General features: G+C 53.6%; 15 protein-coding genes, 1 pseudogene and 1 riboswitch. Of the genes and pseudogenes, 10 read left to right on the top strand and 6 right to left on the bottom strand.

The features are described from left to right. Positions 1 to 115: 115 nt before the first annotated feature. Positions 116 to 622: a hypothetical protein gene (locus WKI47_RS12955; protein WP_340227559.1), complete on the top strand. Its 507-nt coding sequence runs from the start codon at positions 116 to 118 to the stop codon at positions 620 to 622. Positions 623 to 1086: 464 nt separating this feature from the next. Here the strand turns inward: WKI47_RS12955 and WKI47_RS12950 are convergent, their stop codons facing one another. Then, positions 1087 to 1560, bottom strand: a complete 474-nt coding sequence (locus WKI47_RS12950; protein ID WP_340227558.1) for an HTH domain-containing protein — start codon at positions 1558 to 1560, stop codon at positions 1087 to 1089. Positions 1561 to 1684: 124 nt separating this feature from the next. Continuing rightward, a pseudogene (locus tag WKI47_RS12945) lies at positions 1685 to 2098 on the bottom strand (helix-turn-helix domain-containing protein); the annotation flags it as partial. Between the two features lie 341 nt (positions 2099 to 2439). On the opposite strand from WKI47_RS12945, the gene WKI47_RS12940 reads away from it, so the two are divergent. From WKI47_RS12940 to WKI47_RS12930, 3 genes are all read left to right on the top strand, one after another. After that, the gene (locus tag WKI47_RS12940) at positions 2440 to 5520 is read left to right on the top strand and encodes a DEAD/DEAH box helicase (RefSeq protein WP_340227557.1); all 3081 of its coding nucleotides are present in this window, start codon (positions 2440 to 2442) and stop codon (positions 5518 to 5520) included. 75 nt (positions 5521 to 5595) lie between these two features. Continuing rightward, positions 5596 to 6417 (top strand): hypothetical protein, encoded by an 822-nt coding sequence (locus tag WKI47_RS12935; RefSeq protein ID WP_340227556.1) that lies wholly within the window; start codon positions 5596 to 5598, stop codon positions 6415 to 6417. Between the two features lie 60 nt (positions 6418 to 6477). Beyond that, a complete protein-coding gene (locus tag WKI47_RS12930) occupies positions 6478 to 7302 on the top strand; it encodes a M15 family metallopeptidase (protein ID WP_340227555.1) in 825 nt (274 codons plus the stop codon). 144 nt (positions 7303 to 7446) lie between these two features. Here the strand turns inward: WKI47_RS12930 and WKI47_RS12925 are convergent, their stop codons facing one another. Further along, entirely contained in the window at positions 7447 to 8244 is a 798-nt protein-coding gene (locus tag WKI47_RS12925) for a GTP pyrophosphokinase family protein (RefSeq protein WP_340227554.1), read from the bottom strand. 279 nt (positions 8245 to 8523) lie between these two features. Here WKI47_RS12925 and WKI47_RS12920 point away from each other — a divergent pair, with 279 nt between their 5' ends. Both WKI47_RS12920 and WKI47_RS12915 read left to right on the top strand, forming a co-directional pair. Further along, complete coding sequence (locus WKI47_RS12920; protein ID WP_340227553.1) at positions 8524 to 9666, top strand: hypothetical protein; 1143 nt, start codon at positions 8524 to 8526, stop codon at positions 9664 to 9666. 443 nt (positions 9667 to 10109) lie between these two features. Continuing rightward, positions 10110 to 10415: a hypothetical protein gene (locus WKI47_RS12915; protein WP_340227552.1), complete on the top strand. Its 306-nt coding sequence runs from the start codon at positions 10110 to 10112 to the stop codon at positions 10413 to 10415. A gap of 765 nt (positions 10416 to 11180) precedes the next feature. Here WKI47_RS12915 and mscL read toward each other — a convergent pair. Beyond that, positions 11181 to 11666: a large conductance mechanosensitive channel protein MscL gene (mscL, locus tag WKI47_RS12910; RefSeq protein ID WP_340227551.1), complete on the bottom strand. Its 486-nt coding sequence runs from the start codon at positions 11664 to 11666 to the stop codon at positions 11181 to 11183. A gap of 135 nt (positions 11667 to 11801) precedes the next feature. Continuing rightward, positions 11802 to 11901: riboswitch (purine riboswitch) on the top strand. A gap of 273 nt (positions 11902 to 12174) precedes the next feature. Between mscL and WKI47_RS12905 the strand changes: the two genes are divergently transcribed. After that, on the top strand, positions 12175 to 12762 hold the full coding sequence (locus WKI47_RS12905) for a xanthine phosphoribosyltransferase (protein ID WP_340227671.1): 588 nt from the start codon (positions 12175 to 12177) through the stop codon (positions 12760 to 12762). A 74-nt stretch (positions 12763 to 12836) separates the two neighbouring features. Further along, a complete protein-coding gene (locus WKI47_RS12900; protein WP_340227550.1) occupies positions 12837 to 14255 on the top strand; it encodes a nucleobase:cation symporter-2 family protein in 1419 nt (472 codons plus the stop codon). A gap of 96 nt (positions 14256 to 14351) precedes the next feature. Here the strand turns inward: WKI47_RS12900 and WKI47_RS12895 are convergent, their stop codons facing one another. Further along, a complete protein-coding gene (locus WKI47_RS12895) occupies positions 14352 to 14624 on the bottom strand; it encodes a hypothetical protein (RefSeq protein ID WP_340227549.1) in 273 nt (90 codons plus the stop codon). Between the two features lie 223 nt (positions 14625 to 14847). Between WKI47_RS12895 and WKI47_RS12890 the strand changes: the two genes are divergently transcribed. Further along, positions 14848 to 16536: an alpha-glucosidase gene (locus WKI47_RS12890; RefSeq protein WP_340227548.1), complete on the top strand. Its 1689-nt coding sequence runs from the start codon at positions 14848 to 14850 to the stop codon at positions 16534 to 16536. Between the two features lie 669 nt (positions 16537 to 17205). Here WKI47_RS12890 and WKI47_RS12885 read toward each other — a convergent pair. After that, a complete protein-coding gene (locus WKI47_RS12885) occupies positions 17206 to 18582 on the bottom strand; it encodes an MGDG synthase family glycosyltransferase (RefSeq protein WP_340227547.1) in 1377 nt (458 codons plus the stop codon). Between the two features lie 1014 nt (positions 18583 to 19596). On the opposite strand from WKI47_RS12885, the gene WKI47_RS12880 reads away from it, so the two are divergent. Then, the gene (locus tag WKI47_RS12880) at positions 19597 to 19785 is read left to right on the top strand and encodes a hypothetical protein (RefSeq protein WP_018977850.1); all 189 of its coding nucleotides are present in this window, start codon (positions 19597 to 19599) and stop codon (positions 19783 to 19785) included. Positions 19786 to 20126 lie beyond the last annotated feature (341 nt).

Below are 20126 nucleotides of genomic sequence, written 5' to 3'. Positions count from 1 at the left end.
AGAATGAAAGAAATCGTTATACATAGGATCGTTATACATAGCAAAAAGGATACCGAACAGATTTGAAAACGGGCGCACCGCCTGTTCCATACGTGAAGCGGAGGTCGGATGAAAGATGTGGAGAATCATAGAGGCTTACGATCAGATCAACGCCTGGATCAGAGCCAGCGAAGGACAATTTATAGAGCTGGATAACGGAGAATCGTATCGGTTTATGCGGAAAAGAACGTTTGCCGGACAAGAGCTGGAGGCATTCGAACAAGCGTCGGGAATTGAGCTTCCGGCTGAATACAAGCGCTTTTTGATCGGGGTAGGCGGGGTGGAGTTGTTTGTGGGGCCTTTGACCGCGGGGATCGAGGTGCTGGGGCCGGATGAAATCCAGGCTTTTTCGCGTCAGGTGTTCGAAGGATTCGGGGAAGATCTGTATCCGGAGCTGCTGCTCGGCATTTCGATTCCCAAGCTGGGGCATTTTGGAGGCTTTAGGCCGGGTAGCGATCGGGAAGAGCGTTACGGTGTGTTTGGCGCGGATATTCCGTCCCAACATTGGATCGCAGAATGCGAATTCGGTGCTTTTGACGATTGGATCGCGAACTTGGTGGAAAGCCGGGGGCGGACGATCTGAAGAGTCGGGTAAGATGCGGGACGAAACGTACATGGCAGAACGGAAAAAGGCAGGCACGAAAAATCCGGATTGCGATATGCTTTGATAAATGGTTTCAGAAATAAGCGCGAATATACATCTATTTGCCTCGGATTTTGCGATTTAGAGAAATTAAATATCAATATGCACTTAATTTCTCCGGTTTATACGTTTTTACGCGTTTTTTCTTGAATTAACTGTATATTTGCACCTATTCGAATATTCAAAAGTAAACCGAACGAAACAGTTGCACAGGCGCACTTATTTCAACAGACTTTGCCCCACATCAAGCCGATTCAGAAAAAACCTTAGTGCTTTTGAGCATTTTGAACGCAAACTTCGCACGGAACGTGGTCAAGATACTGGGCAAGCGTGAAAAAGGGCAGGTTGGAAAATAGGAAAACAGGCCCGAAGTGCCGGGCCTGGCGAGATGCGAAGAATGCCGACTAATCCCGCGTCTGATGGATCAGGAAATGCAGGAACAAGACGCCGACGCTCAGTTTGAACCGTTTCTCGGCCGCGACTTTGCGGCCTGCCAGAAAACGCTCAACGTCGGAGGTTTCAAGCCCGCTTTGGAGCGCGATCATTTCGGCGTTCAAGCCGTATTCCTCTTCGAGGTTTTTTAAAAGGACAAGCACTCGATCCTCCGGAGGAATCTGAGGCGTATTAATGCCCATCCCCAGAAACGCGATCAGGCCAAGCCCGGAAGATCGCCGGTCAGCGTCCACATGTTCCAGATCGGTAACGCCTTCCAGATAAGCCTCCAGATCGCCGCTTCCGATACCTGTCAAGCGCTCCAGCGACCCGTACGGAATTTTGTAAGTCTCCAGTGCGCTGCGAAGCAATTCGCGATCCGTTACCGCTTCAGCGTGAAGCGGCTCTTCGTCGAATTCCAGGCTGCGTTTATCGTTTTCAGTCATGCCAAGCACCTCCTCGGCATCCATTATACACATCCTTCTTACTGCAAAAAAAGCTGAGCGATAGCGCTCAGCTTTTCGGAATCACCGGAATCCATAATTCATTGCGCTTCTCCCCGGGTGGAAGATAAGCTTCCGCTTTTTCCATCCGATAGTTCATTTCCGCAGCTCCTTTTAACACAAATTGAAAGGTGATCCGGGGATAAGCTTTGAGCGTTGTTCCGATGTTTCGAGCTTTCGTCGGCGTCGTGCCATGCAGCTGCTGGAACGCTCGGGCGAACGCTTCGGGCGATTCGTAACCGAACTTGAGCGCGATATCGATGACTTTGGATGTGCTGTGTTGCAGCTCGAATGCAGCCAGTGTGAGCCTTCTGCGGCGGATATACTCCGACAATGGAACGTCCGTCACGAAGGCGAACATCCGTTGAAAATGCTGCGCAGGGCAACATGCTTTCTTTGCGGCCTCCGCATAAGAAATCTCTTCCGTCAAATGGGACTCGATATAGTGTAGTGCCGCATTCATTCGTGTCATCCATTCCATGATAGAAAGCTCCTTCGTTCGCCTACTCCAAGCAGGCTCGATTGTGATCCTGAATTTCCGTTCCCTTTCAAATGTAGTCTACCTCGAAGGATTGAGGAGTGCCTTGCAGCAGAAGCGCGGTTGGCGCAAGGTCTTTTAAATACAGCTTGCGTCTCTGTTCTTTTATCGTGATGTTGCTCTGCGGCTCCGTCAAGTCTTTTTGCCCGCTTGCTGACGATTGCTCGCATAGACATTGCTTAAGCGGTCGAAAAAATCCCGGATATCGTTTAGAATGGGGAGAAGGGCAATTTTGGCTTGTTGGATTATAGACTCGAAAAAAGCGGAAAAGACGGGGGACAATCATGAATCAACCGCTTTATGGGATATGGCTGGGAGACGTCTTCTTCTGCTTTTCCGGCGAAACGTCGGAGCCGAAGGTAGACGCCTGGACCCGGCAGGTGAGAAAACTGGATATTCGCGGTCAAAAGCCGCTTATGCAGGCGGCGCTACGATTGGCCGAGCTGCGTTGGCCGGGAGCTTCTTCGCGTCGTGGACGCGGGAGAGGCTTCGGAGGTCGTACGTTGGAAGGATTGGCTTTACCCGCTTCGGAAGCGTTCACGCTGCTTTCGGATCTGAACGAGCCGCAGTTCGCGGCGCAGGGATTCACGCCAGGCGCGGAGATGCGGTATTGGAGCGCGGCAGTGAGCTTCGCGCGTGAGCTGTTGGCGGCGGGATGCTTCGCGCCGGGAGCAGATCCGGCGGCAAGAGTAAGCGCGCGGCGCGCGTCCGAGCTGACGTTCACGGGTACCTGGAAGCCGCTGCTGGAACAACCGGAGCATCGGGAACGCTTCTCCGCATTGGCGGCGGCGATGCCGCCCGTAGGTCTGACCGCACCCGGGGCAGTCGGGGCGGAAGAAGAGTCGCCTCCGCTGGGTAGAGCGCGCGAGCTGGTGCTGCATTCGTTCCTGTCGGCAATCATCGACGGGCAGATGCGAATGATGCTGGGTACCATGCGAAGTGCGTTGCCGCAAATGCGTTTGCCTTATCGTCGCGGGTATTCGCCTCTCTCTTCGCTATGGTGGAACAGCCTGATCGATCCGCAGCGGGAAACCAAAGTGCAAGGCGGATCGGAAGATATTGAAGAGCTGTCCGGACAGATCGCGACATTGGGCGGAGCGGTACCGGAGAGTGCCGATCCGGGAGAAGCGGCAAGCTCTCAGCTTCGTCTGGGGCTTCGTCTGGAACCGCGAATCTCTGATCCCGATAGCGCGGAAGAGGATCGTTGGCGACTGGCTTTTCGTGCCGAAGACGAAGTGGAGACAGGGGCTTCGTTGCCCGCTTCCGAAATTTGGCGTTTGCAAAGCGATGAGTTGGAACTGCGAGGTCGCCGTTATGCGGAACCGAAGCGTCAGCTGCTGATGCTGCTCGGACGTGCGGCGCAGCAGGCGCCGCAACTGCAAGCGGCACTTCGCCGACCGCATCCGGAAGAAGCCTGGTTGGGTGCGCAGGAGATGTTCGAATTTCTAATGTCCGGCGTGTCGGCTTTGCGTGCGTCCGGTGTTCGGATTGAAATGCCTTCGCGCTTCACGAAGCGGGGGCGGCGTGCGGCGGGCGTCAAGCTTAAAGCCAGACTGGAACCGAGTCGAAGCGGAGAAGGCGAAGCGGCGCTAGGGATCAAGCAATTGGTGGAATTCGATCTGGAAGCGACGATCGGCGATGCGTCGATCGGTCTGGACGAGCTGCGACGGATTGCCGAAGACGGCGTGCCGCTGGTGTTCTTGAACGGCGAGTGGATCGAAGTCGACGTGAAGGAAGTACGCCAGGTGCTGCGGCTGCTCAAAAAACAGACCGTGCACGAGATGACGTTCGGCGAACTGCTCAAATTGTCGGCGTCCGAGGAAGATACGATCTGGAACGGCGTCGGCGTCTCGGGCATTGAGACGTACGGGTTGCTGTACGATCTGCTGCGGGGCGGAGGACGTTCGGGTTCGCAACATACGGTACCGGATGCGCTCAACGGCACGCTGCGGCCTTATCAGGAGCGCGGTTATCGCTGGCTTTCTTCGATGCGCGAGATGGGCTTTGGGGCTTGTTTGGCCGACGATATGGGTCTGGGCAAGACCGTTCAGGTGATCGCCTGTCTGCTCGATCATCCATCGCCGGGGCCGAAGCTGATTGTCTGTCCGACTTCGCTGCTCGGCAACTGGCAGCGGGAGATTCAACGTTTTGCGCCGAACTTCACGATGCATGTTCACCACGGCACTCAGCGATTGCGCGGCGAAGCGTTCGAGCGTTGCGTGCGCGAGCACGATATCATTTTGACCACGTATCCGTTGATAGGACGCGACGTGGAAGAATTCCGCGGCATCGTGTGGACATCGGTAGTGCTGGACGAAGCGCAGTCGATCAAGAACTATGGCACGAAACAGGCGCAAAACGTGATGAAGCTGAATTCGCCGCACCGTATTGCCGTAACCGGAACGCCGGTCGAGAATCGTCTCGCCGAGCTATGGTCCATTTTCCAATTCATGAATCCCGGTTATCTGGGCTCTGCCGCTTCGTTCCGCAGGCGCTTCGGCGCCAACGCGCCGCAGATTCCCGAAGAAAGCGACAAGCTGCGTACGATGGTGGCTCCGTTTATGTTGCGCCGTCTGAAAAGCGACCCGGATATCCGCAAAGATCTGCCGGAGAAAATCGAGCTGAAATCGTACTGCGAATTGACGATCGAACAAGCGGGGATGTATCAATCGGTGGTCGGCGAGCTGATGCAGAAGGTGGAAAGCCGCGAAGCGTCGAGCCGTACCGTCCGTCAGGGCATCGTGCTCTCGGCTTTGACGCGGCTGAAGCAGATCTGCGACCACCCGGCGTTGATTCGCGATCATACTGGCGCGTTCAAGGCCGAAAAGTCGGGCAAGCTGATGCAGTTGGTCGAGCTGCTTGATCGGATTCGGGAAAACGGCGAGTCGGTGCTGATCTTCACTCAATATGTGCGAATGGGCAAATTGTTGGCCGAAGAATTGAATCGACGCTACGGCGAAGAGCCGATGTTCCTGCACGGAGCCGTCAAAAAGGAAGAGCGGGACCGCATGATTGCAAGCTTCCAGGAGGGCGAGGGCGCGAACGCGTTTATCCTGTCGTTGAAAGCGGGCGGACTCGGACTCAATCTGACGCGCGCGAACCATGTGGTGCATTTTGACCGTTGGTGGAACCCGGCTGTCGAGAACCAGGCCACGGACCGCGTGTTCCGAATCGGGCAACAGCGCGGCGTACAGGTGCACAAGCTGATCTGTCAGGGAACGCTGGAAGAACGGATTGACGAGATGATCGAAAATAAAAAAACGCTGGCTGAACGCGTCACGGGAACCGGAGAACGCTGGTTGACGGAGATGTCCAACGAAGAGCTGCGTACGCTCGTGTCTTTACAGGGCGAGCAGATTCAGTAAGCGCCGCATAGGCGTCCGGGGGCAGAAACGGCAAACATGACGGATGCGCGCCCGGCGAAGAGGGGTTATATAGAGATGAACAGCCTGCACGTAGTACAATTAGAGGCGAAGCCCGGATTGCTGATCGCCGTGATCGAAGAAGGCCGGGATTCTCGCCAAGTCGAGATTCCGCTGCATCCCGCTACGGCGAAGCAACGGGCGGATTGGCAGCGCCTGGCCGGGCGCTCGGCGGTTGGCCTATACGATCTGCTCGCCCAGTGCGGCGAGCAGACCGTACGGCTTCCCGGGCGATCCGCGGAGAAGCGAAGGCCGGCTTCGGCGGAAGCCGGGGCGTCTCGTCCGGGAGCGGCATCCGGCGAGCATGATCCGGATGCGGCAGACGAGACGGGCGGCATCGCCGTTGCCGCACAGACGAACGACGCAGGATTGTCGTTCGTCCGAACGGAGCTTCCGTTCGACGGCGGCGAAGCCGCCTGGGAGCTGGCCGCCGCGGAAGTAGGCGGCCCCGAAGTGCCGGCCGCCCTCCAAGCGGCGGCTGAAGTCGCCCGAACGCATCTGGCGTTCGGGCTGACGCTCGCCGGCGTCGATCCCGGCGAACTGGCCGACGCGGCTTTGGCCGCGTGGGGCGACGGCTGGGCAGTCGCCCCGGACGAGGCGCCCAAAGCCGCGCCTCGCGCCGCCTCCGAAGGCGGCGGCCGGGAGATCGCCGAGTGGATCGCCTCGGCGGCGGAGAAGGGCGTGCTGCACGAGCACGGCCGCTTGCCGGAAGCGCCGGAATCCGGCGGGGATGCGGCGGCGCCGCAGCCTTGCGACCTGTCGCTGTTGCCGGACGATGCTCCGGCACAGGCGGCGCTCACCGAGCTTCGCCGGGCGATGCGTGCACGAATAGGGAACTAGAATCATACGAGACGAGAACAGCAGCAGCGGAGCAGAGCAAGACAGCAGGGAGGAACTAGCATGAATACACATAAGCGATCCAGATGGGGAGCCGTCGCACTGGGGACGGCACTGGCCGCCGGATTACTTAGCGCTTGCGGAGACGCGGAAGCGACGAACAAAGCGGACCAGCAAGCGCAACAGCCGTCTGGAGATCCGTCCGGCACGCAAGAAACAAACCCGTCGAGTCCGTTCGCGGACGATTCGCTTCAAGCCACGGTCGAACAAAAAGACGGCAAAGACGTCGTTACCAATCCGACTTCCGTGCGTGTCGTCGTGAATAAAGAACGTTATTTGCCAGACGGTTATGAGCCTTCCGATCTGGTCATTCCGGATGTTCCGTTTGCGTACGGCGATGTGGAAGCGCAGGAGAAGAGCCATATGCGCCAGGAAGCTGCCGGAGCGCTGGAGCAGCTGTTCGAAGGCGCAAAGGCCGCGAATATCGAGCTGTATGCCGTATCCGGGTACCGTTCGTACGCGCGGCAAAAAAATATCTATGACCGCAACGTCTCGATCAAAGGCGAGGAAGAAGCCGCTAAAGTCAGTGCTCTCCCCGGCACGAGCGAGCACCAGACGGGACTTGCCATAGATGTGTCCGCGCTCAGCGTGAATAACGAGCTGGAGCAGTCTTTGGGCGATACGGAAGAAGGCCGCTGGATCGCTGAACATGCGCAGGAATACGGCTTCATCGTGCACTATCTCAAAGGCAAAGAAGAACAGACCGGGTATTCGTACGAGCCTTGGCATATCCGTTATGTAGGCAAAGAACTGGCCGAAGCCGTACATACCAGCGGGCTGTCGTTGGAAGAATATCTGGATGAGAGCAACTTGAAAGGCGGCAAGTAAGCCGCGGTTGCTTTTAGGAGAAGCCATGTTTCTCGGACACAAATGAAATGCCGGGACAAAGCCCGGTACAAATCGGGCATAAAAAATGACCTTGATCTCCATATATACATGGATTTCGAGGTCATTTTCTGTAGCAAAGCTTTTTCACTTTCCCGACCGCTCATCCTCATCGCTCAAGGACAGCACTTCGCTGCGCAGCGCCAGCATTTTGTGATCCAGCTCTCCGGCTGCTCCGGCGGCAGAAGCGAGTTCCTGCTCCAGATGTTCCGGCACTCTGCGGTCGTATTTGTAAAGCAAAATATGCTCCAGACTGGCCCAGAAATCCATAGCCAGCGTTCGCATTTGTACTTCTACGCGAACCCGGCAATCTGCTCCATTCCATACGACAGGCACGGATACGAGGACATGAAGGCTGCGGTAACCGTTAAGCTTGGGCTCCATAATATAATCGCGAATCCAAAGGATGCGCAGATCAGGGCTTTGCCAGATTCGTTCCAGCAGCAGATACACATCGGTGACAAAAGGAAACACGATGCGCATACCCGCGATATCGTGTACCTGATCCGCAAGCTGCTCGGCAGACGCTTCAACGCCAAGTCGTTCCAGTTTGTTCATCATGCTGGCGGGTTCCTTGATTCGCGTCTTAATATGTTCGATCGGGCTAAAGCCCTCGGCGCTTTTCCATTCCTGACGGATGCTTTCGATCTCGTCTTGAAGCTTGCGCAAAGCATGTTGGTAAAGCAAAGGAGGGTGCACCCATTCTCCTTCGGGGAACAGGCTTCCGTCTTCAGGATGGCAGGCGGCTACAAGCAGGGCTTCGCGCTCGCCTTTTTCGGGTGCGTCTTGATTTGAAAAAGGTTCGTGCTGTTCATTCCATCGTGTCGGGTCTGGTTGGGTTCTGTCTGACATGGAAGATGTGAAATCGGTAAGCTGTCTATGCAAATTGATCTTCTCCTGAAATGGGGTTGGATTGTGAGAACGGCGCATCTATTGTAAACTGACAAGCATAGGGTACTATATTGCCTAAACAAGGCTGAATGCCAGAAAGACCTTGCGCTTTTGAAAACATTCGACATCCCACTGCGAATACCTGTCTTATTCATGTAACCGGATAAGCAGGGGAACGAATCCGCAATCGCGAGTGTGAAAATGGGAGTGCGCGGCACCGGTCTTTTCGGCCGTTGAAGGCTGCGAAAGGCCGGGATAGAGGAGGAGACAACATTGAACTTTTTACAGCGGATCAGGGACGGGGCCGGACGTGCTTCCGAACGTGCCCAGAGCGCGGTGGAGATCGGCAAACTAAACAGCCATATCTCGGATATTCAGCGTGAGATCGAAGTGCATTATTTGCGCATGGGACAGGTCTTTTACGAAAATTATAGCAAGCGGAACACAGCACCGGCGGAAGAGGAAATTCTGGAGCTTTGCACGGCCTGCGATCTGTTGACCGAGGAAATTGCGGAACTGCGGTCGCGGATTGCGGATCTGCGCAACGAGCAACTGTGCGAATGCGGAGCGCGTCTGGATGCCGAGGCGGTATCCTGCCCGCATTGCGGACGGCAATGGGGGAGCGATACGGCTACGGAGAAGCCCGTTTCGGATACGGCGGGGCATGTAGAGCTGCGAAAAGCTTCCGATGAGCCTCGTGTCGAAGCGGAAGCCGTTCACGATTTGGTGGAGGATCCTGATTTTGAGCTTGTGGAAGATCGTGAAGATGAACCGTTCTACGATTCCGCTCCTGACACGCAGGACGTTACGACATATCGCTCCGATGAAGCAGAACAAGGCGGAGAATATGCTTACAAAGACGAGGCTTATCCGGAGCAAACGACACGGGAGAGCGTACTCGCTGCGCAATGGTCCGGCGAAGAGGACGAAGATGAGCAGTTTGAGACGAAGCGCTTTGAATTGGGGCAAGCCGATGAATCGGATTCGTACCTGGAGAATCAATACGATCAAGCTGATGCCTATGGTGATGCGGAGGAGACACGCGAACAACGCGAAGAACGTCAGCGTCGCGAATTGCGCGAAATTCGTATCCGCGAACGTCGTAAAATGAACGAAGAGCGCGGCGACAAAAAGCCAGCCGACGCACAACCAGACGATGTACAGTTGGACGATGCGGAGCCAACCGTTGATCCCGAGCATGAGCGACGTCAGCGCGAACGTGAGGAACGTGAAAAGGAGCGTCAAGACGAACTGGATCGCCTGATCGCTTCCTGGGACCGCGGAGTTGACCACCAGGACGATAGTGAGCGAATTGTTCGTCGACCTGTCGGCGAGGTCGTGCGCTGCCAAGTCTGCGGAAGCGGACTGCCGAAGGGCTCCAAATGGTGCCCGCACTGCGCATCCGAGCAGATCTGATCCGCCTGTTCCAAAATGTCCGTATCGGCTTTTCAACCCTCTCCCTTGGTACGTTGACCCTATGGAATGTGTAGTTTGGGTGGCAAACGTACGGGTAGCTTGTCTTCGATTAAGGAAGGGGTTAGCCCGTCTGAAACGCACTAGAATCATACGCGTTTCAGACGAACTTAAACCTGCAATTTATTCAAGACAAGCTACTCGTACCCTGACCGCCTAAAAGGTTAGGTTACGCTCATCGAAAACCCGCTTAAACCGTACGTGTTTCTGATGAACGCAAACCTTAGATTGGATGCGGTCAAGCTACTGGGATTGGAAGTTTGGCGTTTTGGCGTCGATTCTCTGATTTTTGCAACGTTTTATAGGCTGATGCGTATGGACATATATAGATGTGAAAAAAGTTTCAAAGTTTGTGTAAAAGCTCAGTTTGGAAAGGATGAAGGATTATGGAATGTATCGTACACTTTGAAATCATGCACGGAGACGAGCCCAAGCAGCTTAGAGGCTTAATTATAGTCGGCAAAGGCGAACAGCCCGGCGAAGAGAAGTTTGTACAGATGTTTGCCCGGATGGGCTATAAAGTCCGCTTGGACAACGCCGAGCAATTAATCTTCACCCCCCTCGACCCCTATGCAAACTACCGCTCGCTTCGTATCCGCGAAGTCGATTGCGGAGAGGAAAAGACGCAAGACGATCATGACTTGAACTCGATCGTAGCCAACCTACTCCCCGATCGGAACAGACCGATTTAGTGTGCATCGTCTCCTTCCCGATCCTGGAAGGAGACGATGCACACAGGGGAAGCCTTCACGCTTTAAGAAGGCTTCCCCCGCATTGAGAACTCCTTCCCGATCCTGGAAGGAGACGATGCACACAGGGGAAGCCTTCACGCTTCAAGAAGGCTTACCCCGCATTGAGAACTCCTTCCCGATCCTGGAAGGAGACGATGCACACAGGGGAAGCCTTCATGCTTCAAGAAGGCTTCCCCTGCATTGAGAACTCCTTCCCGATCCTGGAAGGAGACGATGCACACAGGGGAAGCCTTCACGCTTCAAGAAGGCTTCCCCCGCATTGAGAACTCCTTCCCGATCTTAGAAGGAGACGATGCACACAGAGGAAGCCTTCATGCTTTAAGAAGGCTTACCCCTCACGCGATATAGCTTCGCGCTTTCAAAAGCTACACCACCCAGCATTCAAATAGCCAGGCACTAATCCCTACGCCAAACCCAAAATAACAACAAATATCCACTTAATTCTTCCAAGTATCTGATTCCTGAAAAAATAAATACATATATCCATTTAATTCTCCCTTTTTTTAACCGATTCGATTGATTTGCCTGAATTAACTGTATTTATGTATTTATTTTCAAAGTTACGCTCATCGGGAAGAAATTAACTGGATATTTGCAGGTATTCCGATTTCTTCACACACGAAAAAGCTCCCGGCATCTCCCTGAGCGGAAGATATCGAGAGCTTTTTATCATCCCTTTGTAGTATTCTGCACCCGATGAAGGTACTAAGCCCCGATCTTCTCCGGCTCCAGCTCCGATGTGCACTGCGGGCAACGGCTTGCCTTCGCCGACACTTCCGTGCGGCAATACGGGCACTCGCGTGTCGTTTTTTCCGGTGCCGGCTTCTCATGTTCTTTCCGTTTCAGCATATTAATGCCTTTCACGAGAATGAAAATACAGAATGCAACAATCAAAAAGTCGATGATGTTGTTGATGAATTGTCCATACGCGATGACCGAAGCTCCGGCTTCCTGCGCTTGAGCCAGCGTGCGGATTGGCGAGCCGTCGGCCAGCGTAATATCCGGATCAAGATTCAAAAACCGGCTGCCGAAGTCGATCCCTCCCATCACTTTTCCGAGCGGAGGCATGATGATGTCATTAACGAGCGACGTCACGATCTTACCGAACGCTGCCCCGATAATAACGCCGACTGCCAGATCGATCACGTTTCCGCGCATGGCAAACTCTTTAAATTCTTTAACGATTCCCACGAAAACTCCTCCTTATGAATTGAAATGGTCATGTGAATATGTATCGCGTTTTTTCCATTGTACACCAAATCGCCAAAATGAGAACTCACCTTTCATGTAATTTTCACTTTTCATTTTCTCCGATTCGGAGTATACTTCAACCATTATTCTGTTTTTCGTATAGGTGCGGGAATTGGCCCGCATGTCTCTACCCGGTCGCCGGAACGATCGGACTACGGAAAACGACTGCCCGGAGCGTTTGCCGCTTCGGTTTACCGGCGTTTTGCGAATAGCTTTAACCTCTTTTGAGTCTGGCAGCAGGCCCCGCGCAGTGATTCTTCGGATCTCGCGCAGGATGTACCCGTCGCCCGAACAGAAGCCTTCGCCTTTGCCGGGTTTGATCTTTTTCCAAGATCCGCAGTCGTTTCTTCTATCGTCCGTTTTTCTTCCGCACCGGGAGAGAGGCGGGCTTTTTTGCGTTTCCGCTTTGGGCGCGAGCCTTATAAAAGACATCCGGGGGGAACCAATGATGAAATTGTTGCAGGACAAAGTATTGAGCGAAGGTATCGTGTTGAGCGAGAAAGTATTGAAAGTGGATTCGTTCCTGAACCACCAGATGGACCCTGTGCTGATGAAAGAAGTCGGCAAAGAGTTCGCGCGTCTGTTCGAAGCCGAAGGCATTACCAAAGTGCTGACGATCGAATCGTCCGGCATCGCTCCGGCGATCATGGCCGCGTTGGAACTCGAAGTGCCAATGATCTTCGCGCGCAAGCAGAAGTCGCTGACGCTGCGGGAAGACATTTACGTGGAAAAGGTTTACTCGTTCACCAAAGAGCAAAGCAACGACGTAACCGTATCGAAAAAATTCCTGTTCCCGACCGACCGCGTGCTCATCATCGACGATTTCCTGGCTCACGGCGAAGCGGCACTGGGCCTTGCGCGCATCGCGGAACAAGCCGGAGCTACAGTGGCCGGAATCGGCATCGTGATCGAAAAGTCGTTCCAAAGCGGCGCTCAGCGGATCAAGGAAGCCGGCTACCGCGTGGAATCGCTGGTCCGGATCGCTTCGCTCGCAGACGGCAAAGTGACGTTCGCAACCGAAGAAACGGTACATTAATATTTTTTGCACACAGCTCACTTCATAGATACCATGCACTTCGACTTCAATCTTTTTAGGGGGAATCACGTTTTATGAGTTCGGATCGTATTTTCCAAAAGCATCGCCATCCGGCGAAAACTTTCTCGCTCGGCTTGCAGCACGTGCTCGCAATGTACGCGGGTGCGATTGTCGTGCCGATGATCGTCGGCAACGCAATCGGCATGACGCAGGAGCAGCTCACGTACCTGATTGCGATCGACCTGCTGGCTTGCGGCGTCGCGACGCTGATGCAGGTATGGGGCAACCGTTTATTCGGCATCAAGCTTCCGGTCGTGCTCGGCTGCGCGTTCCAGGCCGTCTCGCCTATGATCATGATCGGCAACGCGCCGGGCATGGGCATTGGGGCCATTTACGGGGCGATTATCGCTTCCGGTTTGTTCATCTTCATTTTCTCCGGCTTATTTGGTCAGTTGATTCGTCTGTTCCCGCCGATCGTGACGGGTTCTGTCGTAACGATCATCGGCGTGACCTTGATTCCGACAGCCATGACGAATCTCGGCGGCGGCCAGGGTGCGGAAGACTTCGGCAGCTTGCCCAATATCGCGCTCGGCTTCGGCGTACTGATCTTTATCGTGATTCTCAACCGTGTGTCGACCGGATTTATTCGCTCCATCTCCATCCTGATCGGCCTTGTGGTCGGTACGGTTGTGGCTGCTTTTATGGGAAAAGTGGACTTCTCGCCGGTCGCGAACGCAAGCTGGTTCCACGCGATCACGCCGTTCCATTTCGCGGCTCCGGTCTTCAACCTCAGCGCGATCCTGACTATGATCCTTGTTGCGATCGTCAGCGTGGTCGAGTCGACAGGCGTGTTCATGGTGCTGGGACGTATCGTCGGCCGGGACATCGGCTCCAAAGAGCTTGCGCGCGGCTACCGTGCGGAGGGACTCGCGATCATGCTGGGCGGCATTTTCAACTCGTTCCCGTATACGACGTATTCGCAAAATGTCGGCCTCGTACAAATGAGCCGCGTTAAGACTCGCGACGTCGTTGCGGTTGCCGGTATTCTGCTTGTGATCGTCGGCTTCATTCCGAAGATTGCGGCGACGGCGCAACTGATTCCTTCTTCTGTGCTGGGCGGCGCGATGGTGGCTTTGTTCGGTCTGGTTCTGTCTTCCGGCGTACGCGTGCTCGGCGATCAGGTCGATCTGTCCCGCCACGAGAACCTGTTCATCATCGCTTGCTCCGTGGGCATGGGTCTTGGCGTCTCGGTTGTACCCGGCCTGTTTGCAGGACTGCCGGAAGAGCTTCGTATCCTGGTAGACAACGGGATCATCGCGGGCAGCTTCACGGCGATTATTATGAACCTGCTCTTTAACGGACTGGGCGAAAAGAACGGGCATCTCAAAGTCACGTCGGATAACGATGTGTTCGGGGGTACGGAAGAAGCTGCGGCGCAGGAAGATTCGGCGGCATCGGCAACTTCGAAAAAAGGCGTAGGCAGTGCGGTTTAATTCAGTCTAAGTAAACCATTTTTTCGATATAAATCGAAGGACCGGAGTTCTCTCGTTAGAGGGCATCCGTTCCTTTTTTTGCCTGAGAAAAAGGAATCATTGCGGCAAACGGGCACGGTGCAGCTTGGCTGACGTATTCATAGCATAAATTCGTTGCCCTGCCTGCCGATCAATAAAAAAGGTGCGTTCCCCGTCCGTTTGCAGAAAATAACTTCCGTCCTCGGGAGCTGAACCTTTTCCCAGATCGTAAAGCTCGGAGTTAGGCGTGTAGGAGGTATGATTGTTCCACAGCAACCAAGCGACTGCCAGCAGAACCAAAATCCCCGATAACGCTCCGATTCGTCGCCGGCTTTTTTTGATCTTTTCCACGATTGTTCCTCCTCTTTTACAAATGAACGACCCGATTATGATGAAAGTTCTGACGCTACCCTACGATTTCGCTCGTCATTTTTGATACACCTTCCGTATTTTTGAAAGAACCTGCCTTCAACGTGGTTACAATAAAGATAGAGAAATAGATTAAGATGACACTTGTACGGAACCAATGACTAACGTTGACCAAGTACTACACTATCCGCTCCGGGGTGAATTCATGAATAAGAAATGGTGGAAAGAAAGTGTCATTTACCAAATATATCCGATAAGCTTCAAAGATACGACGGGTGACGGTAAAGGCGATCTGCGCGGAATCATCGAGAAATTGGATTATTTGCAGGAGCTTGGCGTCGACGCGATCTGGATTTGTCCGATCTACGCGTCGCCGGATTACGATAACGGATACGATATCAGCGACTATTACGGCATCGACCGCAAGTACGGAACGATGGAAGATTTCGACGAACTGCTGCAAAAGGCGCATGCCCGCAATATCCGCATCATCATGGATCTGGTACTCAACCACAGTTCGCACGAGCATGAATGGTTTATCGAATCTTCGTCGTCCAAAGACAATCCGAAACGGGACTATTACATCTGGCGCGAACCGAAGGAGAACGGCGGTTATCCGAACAACTGGGAATCGTATTTCAGCGGCTCCGTATGGGAATTCGACGAACGGACGCAGGAATATTACATGCACTTGTACGCCAAAGAACAACCGGATCTCAACTGGGAAAATCCCGAAGTCGTTCGTGAGCTGCATGACATGGTGAAGTGGTGGCTCGAAAAAGGCGTGGACGGCTTCCGGTTCGACGCGATCTCGCATATCGTCAAAGCCGAAGGACTGCCCGACGCGGACAATCCGCAAAACCTTCCGGTCGTGCAGGCGTATCGCTTTTTCTCCAATCTGGACAAAGTGCATTATTTCCTGCGGACGCTGAACGAAGACGTGCTGGACTTTTACGACATCATGAACGTGGGCGAAGTCTCGGGTCTGGGGCCTGAGCAAGCGCTCGATTATGTCGGGGAAGGCCGCAACGAGCTGGATATGATTTTTCAGTTTGAACATATGTTTTTGGATGCGAAATCCGGCGGTACGGGCAAATGGGATATCAAGCCATGGACGCTGGTCGAGCTGAAAAAGATCATGAGCCGCTGGCAGACCGTTTTGCATAAAAAGGGCTGGAACGCCAACTATATGAGCAACCACGACCAACCCCGCCAGGTCTCGCGTTTCGGCAATGACGGCGATTACCGGGTACGTTCCGCGAAAATGCTGGCGACGTTCCTGCATACCTTGCAAGGGACGCCGTACATTTACCAGGGCGAAGAGATCGGCATGACCAACGTGAGTTTCCCGTCGATCGACCAGTATCGCGACGTGGAGACTCTGAACTACTACAACCAGTGCATGAAGCAAGGCATGGACGAGCAGGAAGTGATGCAGCGGATTTGGAAAAAGAGCCGCGATAACGCCCGTACCCCGATGCAGTGGAACTACGAGGAGCATGCCGGATTTACCGACGGAGAACCATGGATGGGCGTCAATCCGAATTATCCCAAAATCAATGTGGAAGCGGCGCGCCGCGATCCGGATTCGATCTTCCACCATTACCGCAAACTGATCGAGCTGCGCAAAAAGCATGAAGTCATTGTCTACGGCGATTATCGTCTGCTGCTGCCGGTGCATGAGGAAATTTATGCGTTTGTACGGAATTGGGAAGATGAGAAGCTGCTCGTGATCCTGAACTTCTTCAGCGGCGCTCCCACGTTCGAGTGGCCGGAAGATTTGCAGGGGATGAAGGAAGAGCTGCTGATTTCGAATTATGAGCCGATCGACGGCGAAGAGCTGTATAGTCTGAATCTGCGGCCGTATGAGACGCGGGTGTATAAGTTGAGTTAGGTTAAAAAAAGAGCCTTCCCGGTGGTTTCGGGAAGGCTTTGACTTTTTGCCGGATTGTTTCGCGGGGGAGGGGCTGCGCCTGGGATGCTGCGGGGGAGTATCGCTGCGGTCGCTGTCTCGATCTTCGATCTCAAAGGCGACCTTCGCGACACTCCCCCTCCGCGGGCTGCGCTTCTCCTTGGCGAAACGGCAAAAAGTGCGGGAGCCTTTTCGAAAAAAGGGAGAGGCTCTTTTTTGGGGGGAGGAAGAGATGGGAGAAGACGGGAGAAGGAAGAATTGCAATAAATAGATAGATGGATGGATAGAGGCGTTTTTGTGAAGGAATTCGGTGAGAGAATAGTGAAGCGGGGTGTGAAGAAGTGAAATGTTGACGTTTGGTTAGAAATTTGAAGGCTGAAGAAGTCGATAGACGAGAAAAGTTGACGTTTTGCTCGCATTTTTCTGAGTATTGAGCGATTTGTGAGGAAATGAGGCTAAAATGTTGACGAAAAGTCAGCAATTGAGCGAAGAGTGAAGATTTGTTGGGAAAATGCTGACTTTTCGTCAAGATTGATTTGCTGGAGTAGGGAACGAACAAGGGACAAGGAACCGGATCAAGAAAGACGCTCCGAAGGGAAACGGAAGCGTCGATGCGTGCTTTTTGGAGCTTGCGTATCGGGCGCGAAGCGATCAGCCCGGAATATCCGCAGGCTGATGGCTGAGGTACCGCGCGATCAGGTCGTCGGCGATCTCGTCGGCCGCGTGGGGATGTCCTAGCGCGGCGGCGCGGTCGCGGGCGGCGTGAAGTTTGAGCGGATCGCCGAGCAAAGAGGCGATCTGGGCAGCCAATTCGTCGGCGGTGCGGGAGACGAAGGCTGTGCCTTGCTGTTCAAGATAGACCGCGTTATTGCGTTCTTGCCCCGGTACGGGGCGGAACAGGAAGATCGGGAGCTGGCAGGCGAGCGATTCGGCGAGCGTGATGCCGCCGGGCTTGGTCACGATGCAGTCGCTCATGCGCATGAGCGAGGCGACGCGGTCGGTGAAGCCGAGCACCTGGATGCGCTCGCTGTCTGCGTACTGCTGCGCGAGTCCCGCGCGCATGTCTTCATTGCGACCGCAAACGACGATAATCTGGATATCGTCTTGTTCCAGCAGCAGGTCGCAGACTCGGCGCAGCCCGAGCATGACGCCGTAGGCTCCGGCCATAAGCAGTACGGTTTTGCGCGCCGGATCAAGCGAGATTCCGGGTACGGGCGATTCGCCCGTTCGCAAAGCGCGGGCTGCGGCATACTCGTTCGCGTTTGATGCGGCAAAAGCAGCGGACTTTACAGAATCGGACAACGGATGCAACGCTACAGACACTTCGTCCTTAATATTTTCCCGTTCGCCAAAAGCGGCGCCTGCATCGAAACCGCCGACAACAGCATCTTTCGCTGCTGCATCGGCAACCGCGACGCTTCCGACCGCACCATCCACATCCGGCGCATAAGCGCTTTTTGCCGCATCAAATCCGAAGCCTTCTTTGATCGGAATCCCGCTAACGGTAATGCGCTCCGGATCGATTCCGATCGAAGCCGCTTCCCGACGCATCTCTTCGGTCGCGACATAGAAGCGATCCACGTCCGGATGCAACCAACGGCCGTGCAAATCAAAATCGGTCACGACATTGACGATCGGAATATCCATCCCGATCTTGCGCCGCAGCTTTGGCATGACCATCTGCGGAAACGTATGGATCACCACGCCCGGCCGCTCGGTTTTCAAATACTCTTCAAGCCTGCGGGTACCGAAAGCATGCAGAATATGGGCAAAAGGCTTATCGGCTTTCATATCTTTGGTCATATTATAGACAAGGCCGTACAGGCCCGGAATCGTTCGATAGCTCTGCATATACACAAATCGAGTCAGATCGTTCAGCTTCGGATGCGCCTCGGCCATCAGATCCAGCATTTTGACTTGATGAATACCGCGTTCATTGAGACTTTTCTCAAGTGCTTTGGTCGCCTGATAATGCCCGTCGCCATAACTGGCATACAGGATCAGCACGTTAGGTTCCTGCGCTTGCATATGTTCCTCCCTGGGAAGTGCGAGATGACTCTATCATATCAACTTTCCTCCTACATTCACAATTCGCGCAGTACAGCGTCTTTAGGCTGGCGTTTGGTGGGGGGAAGCGAGAAGGCTGCGAGAGAAATTCAGTTCAATTCGCTGTCTCACTTGGAAAAGTCGATTGGAATTTTATAAAGGTGTTTTCCAAGTTCAAAGGCGTCAACATAGCGCTGGATGTTACCTCAGGTTTTCTTCGAAATCCTGTATTGACCTGAATTTCTCTCTCCGTCTTCTCGCTTCCAGTTACTTTAGAGTTGTAAGATACGTTAAAACAAGTTCAATATCTTTATTTTTAAATTTCTTAAAGCACCAATCTCTTAAAGTACTAATCTCCTAATCCCTCAATGTCTTAATCCCTTAAATGTCTTAATCCCTTAAATGTCTTAATCCCTTAAATGTCTTAATCCCCTCTCCCCACTACACCCCGGGGAGCGAGTTCGTTTCGAACCGTAGCGCCTTTGGCTTTCCTCCCCTTCCTCTAAATCTTTTATTCCAATCAAAGGGGGAGGAAAACGAACCAAGCGAAGGTCGAAACGAACTCGCTCCCGCTCCCAGCAACTTTCCCGAACATTCCGCGTCTATACATATAGGTTCGTTAAGAACTGGAGTTATACCCCAACGAAATTGGATTTCGGGTTATTCTTTCGTTTCATACCCAATTTCGTCGAAAAATGTTATACTCGTAAGTAAGCATCTTCTTAAAATCTGTTCATTAGCTTCGTTTTTCGTTTGGAGGAGAGTCGCATCCGGCCAAAGAGAGAGAAGAAAGGGCAAACCGGAAGTGATTCAGTAAGCATTTCGTCGGGTATCTAAGAAGTTAGGTGGATGTTTAGCTTCGCGGCGACACCGTCGTTGGCCGTAACACTAGGCAACGGAGCGCGGCGGACAAGGCGATAACCTCAAGGGGCGTCTGTCGGCAGCAGATTTTTTTGACATTCTCGATAACGAAATACGTTCCGGGAGGGAATTATGATGGCGACCAAAGGTCATAACGAAGTCAAGGAAAGTCTGCGGGAAATGACTCGTATTTTCCGTCCGAGCGATCCGAAGAAATTCGTAAAAGAATACGTTCGGAAGTATCACATCATGGGCGGCTACGAGGAAGAATTGACACTGGTAGTAGAGAATGAGATGGGCAAGCTCAACTCGTCCGCTTCCTAAAAAAAAGGTTCAGGCGGCTTAGGCCGTAACCGGATTTATCGTGAAGATGCCTTTGTCTTGCGACCCAACGCAGACAAAACGATCAAAATCGGCAATATGCGAAATACCTTGTTATCGAACTTTCTCGACCGTCCTTTTCGGCTTTATGCCGGGAGGGCGGTTTTTTTGGTTATCGAAGGGCTTGCTTGACGAAAAGAAATAATTCGGTTAAATTGTGCTTATCAATATATACAGGAGCACAGAAAACGAAAATTGGTTCGTATTTCTGTGCAGGCTAGTACTCTGTACCAGGTCAAATAGTGGGTTTACGTTTGTCCGAAACGCGCACGGTTCTAGTGCGT

The sequence above is a fragment of the Saccharibacillus sacchari genome (assembly GCF_037722395.1).
GTDB lineage: Bacteria > Bacillota > Bacilli > Paenibacillales > Paenibacillaceae > Saccharibacillus > Saccharibacillus sacchari_A.
Note: the sequence above shows the minus strand (reverse complement) of the source record. Positions and strands in the feature narration are given on the sequence as shown.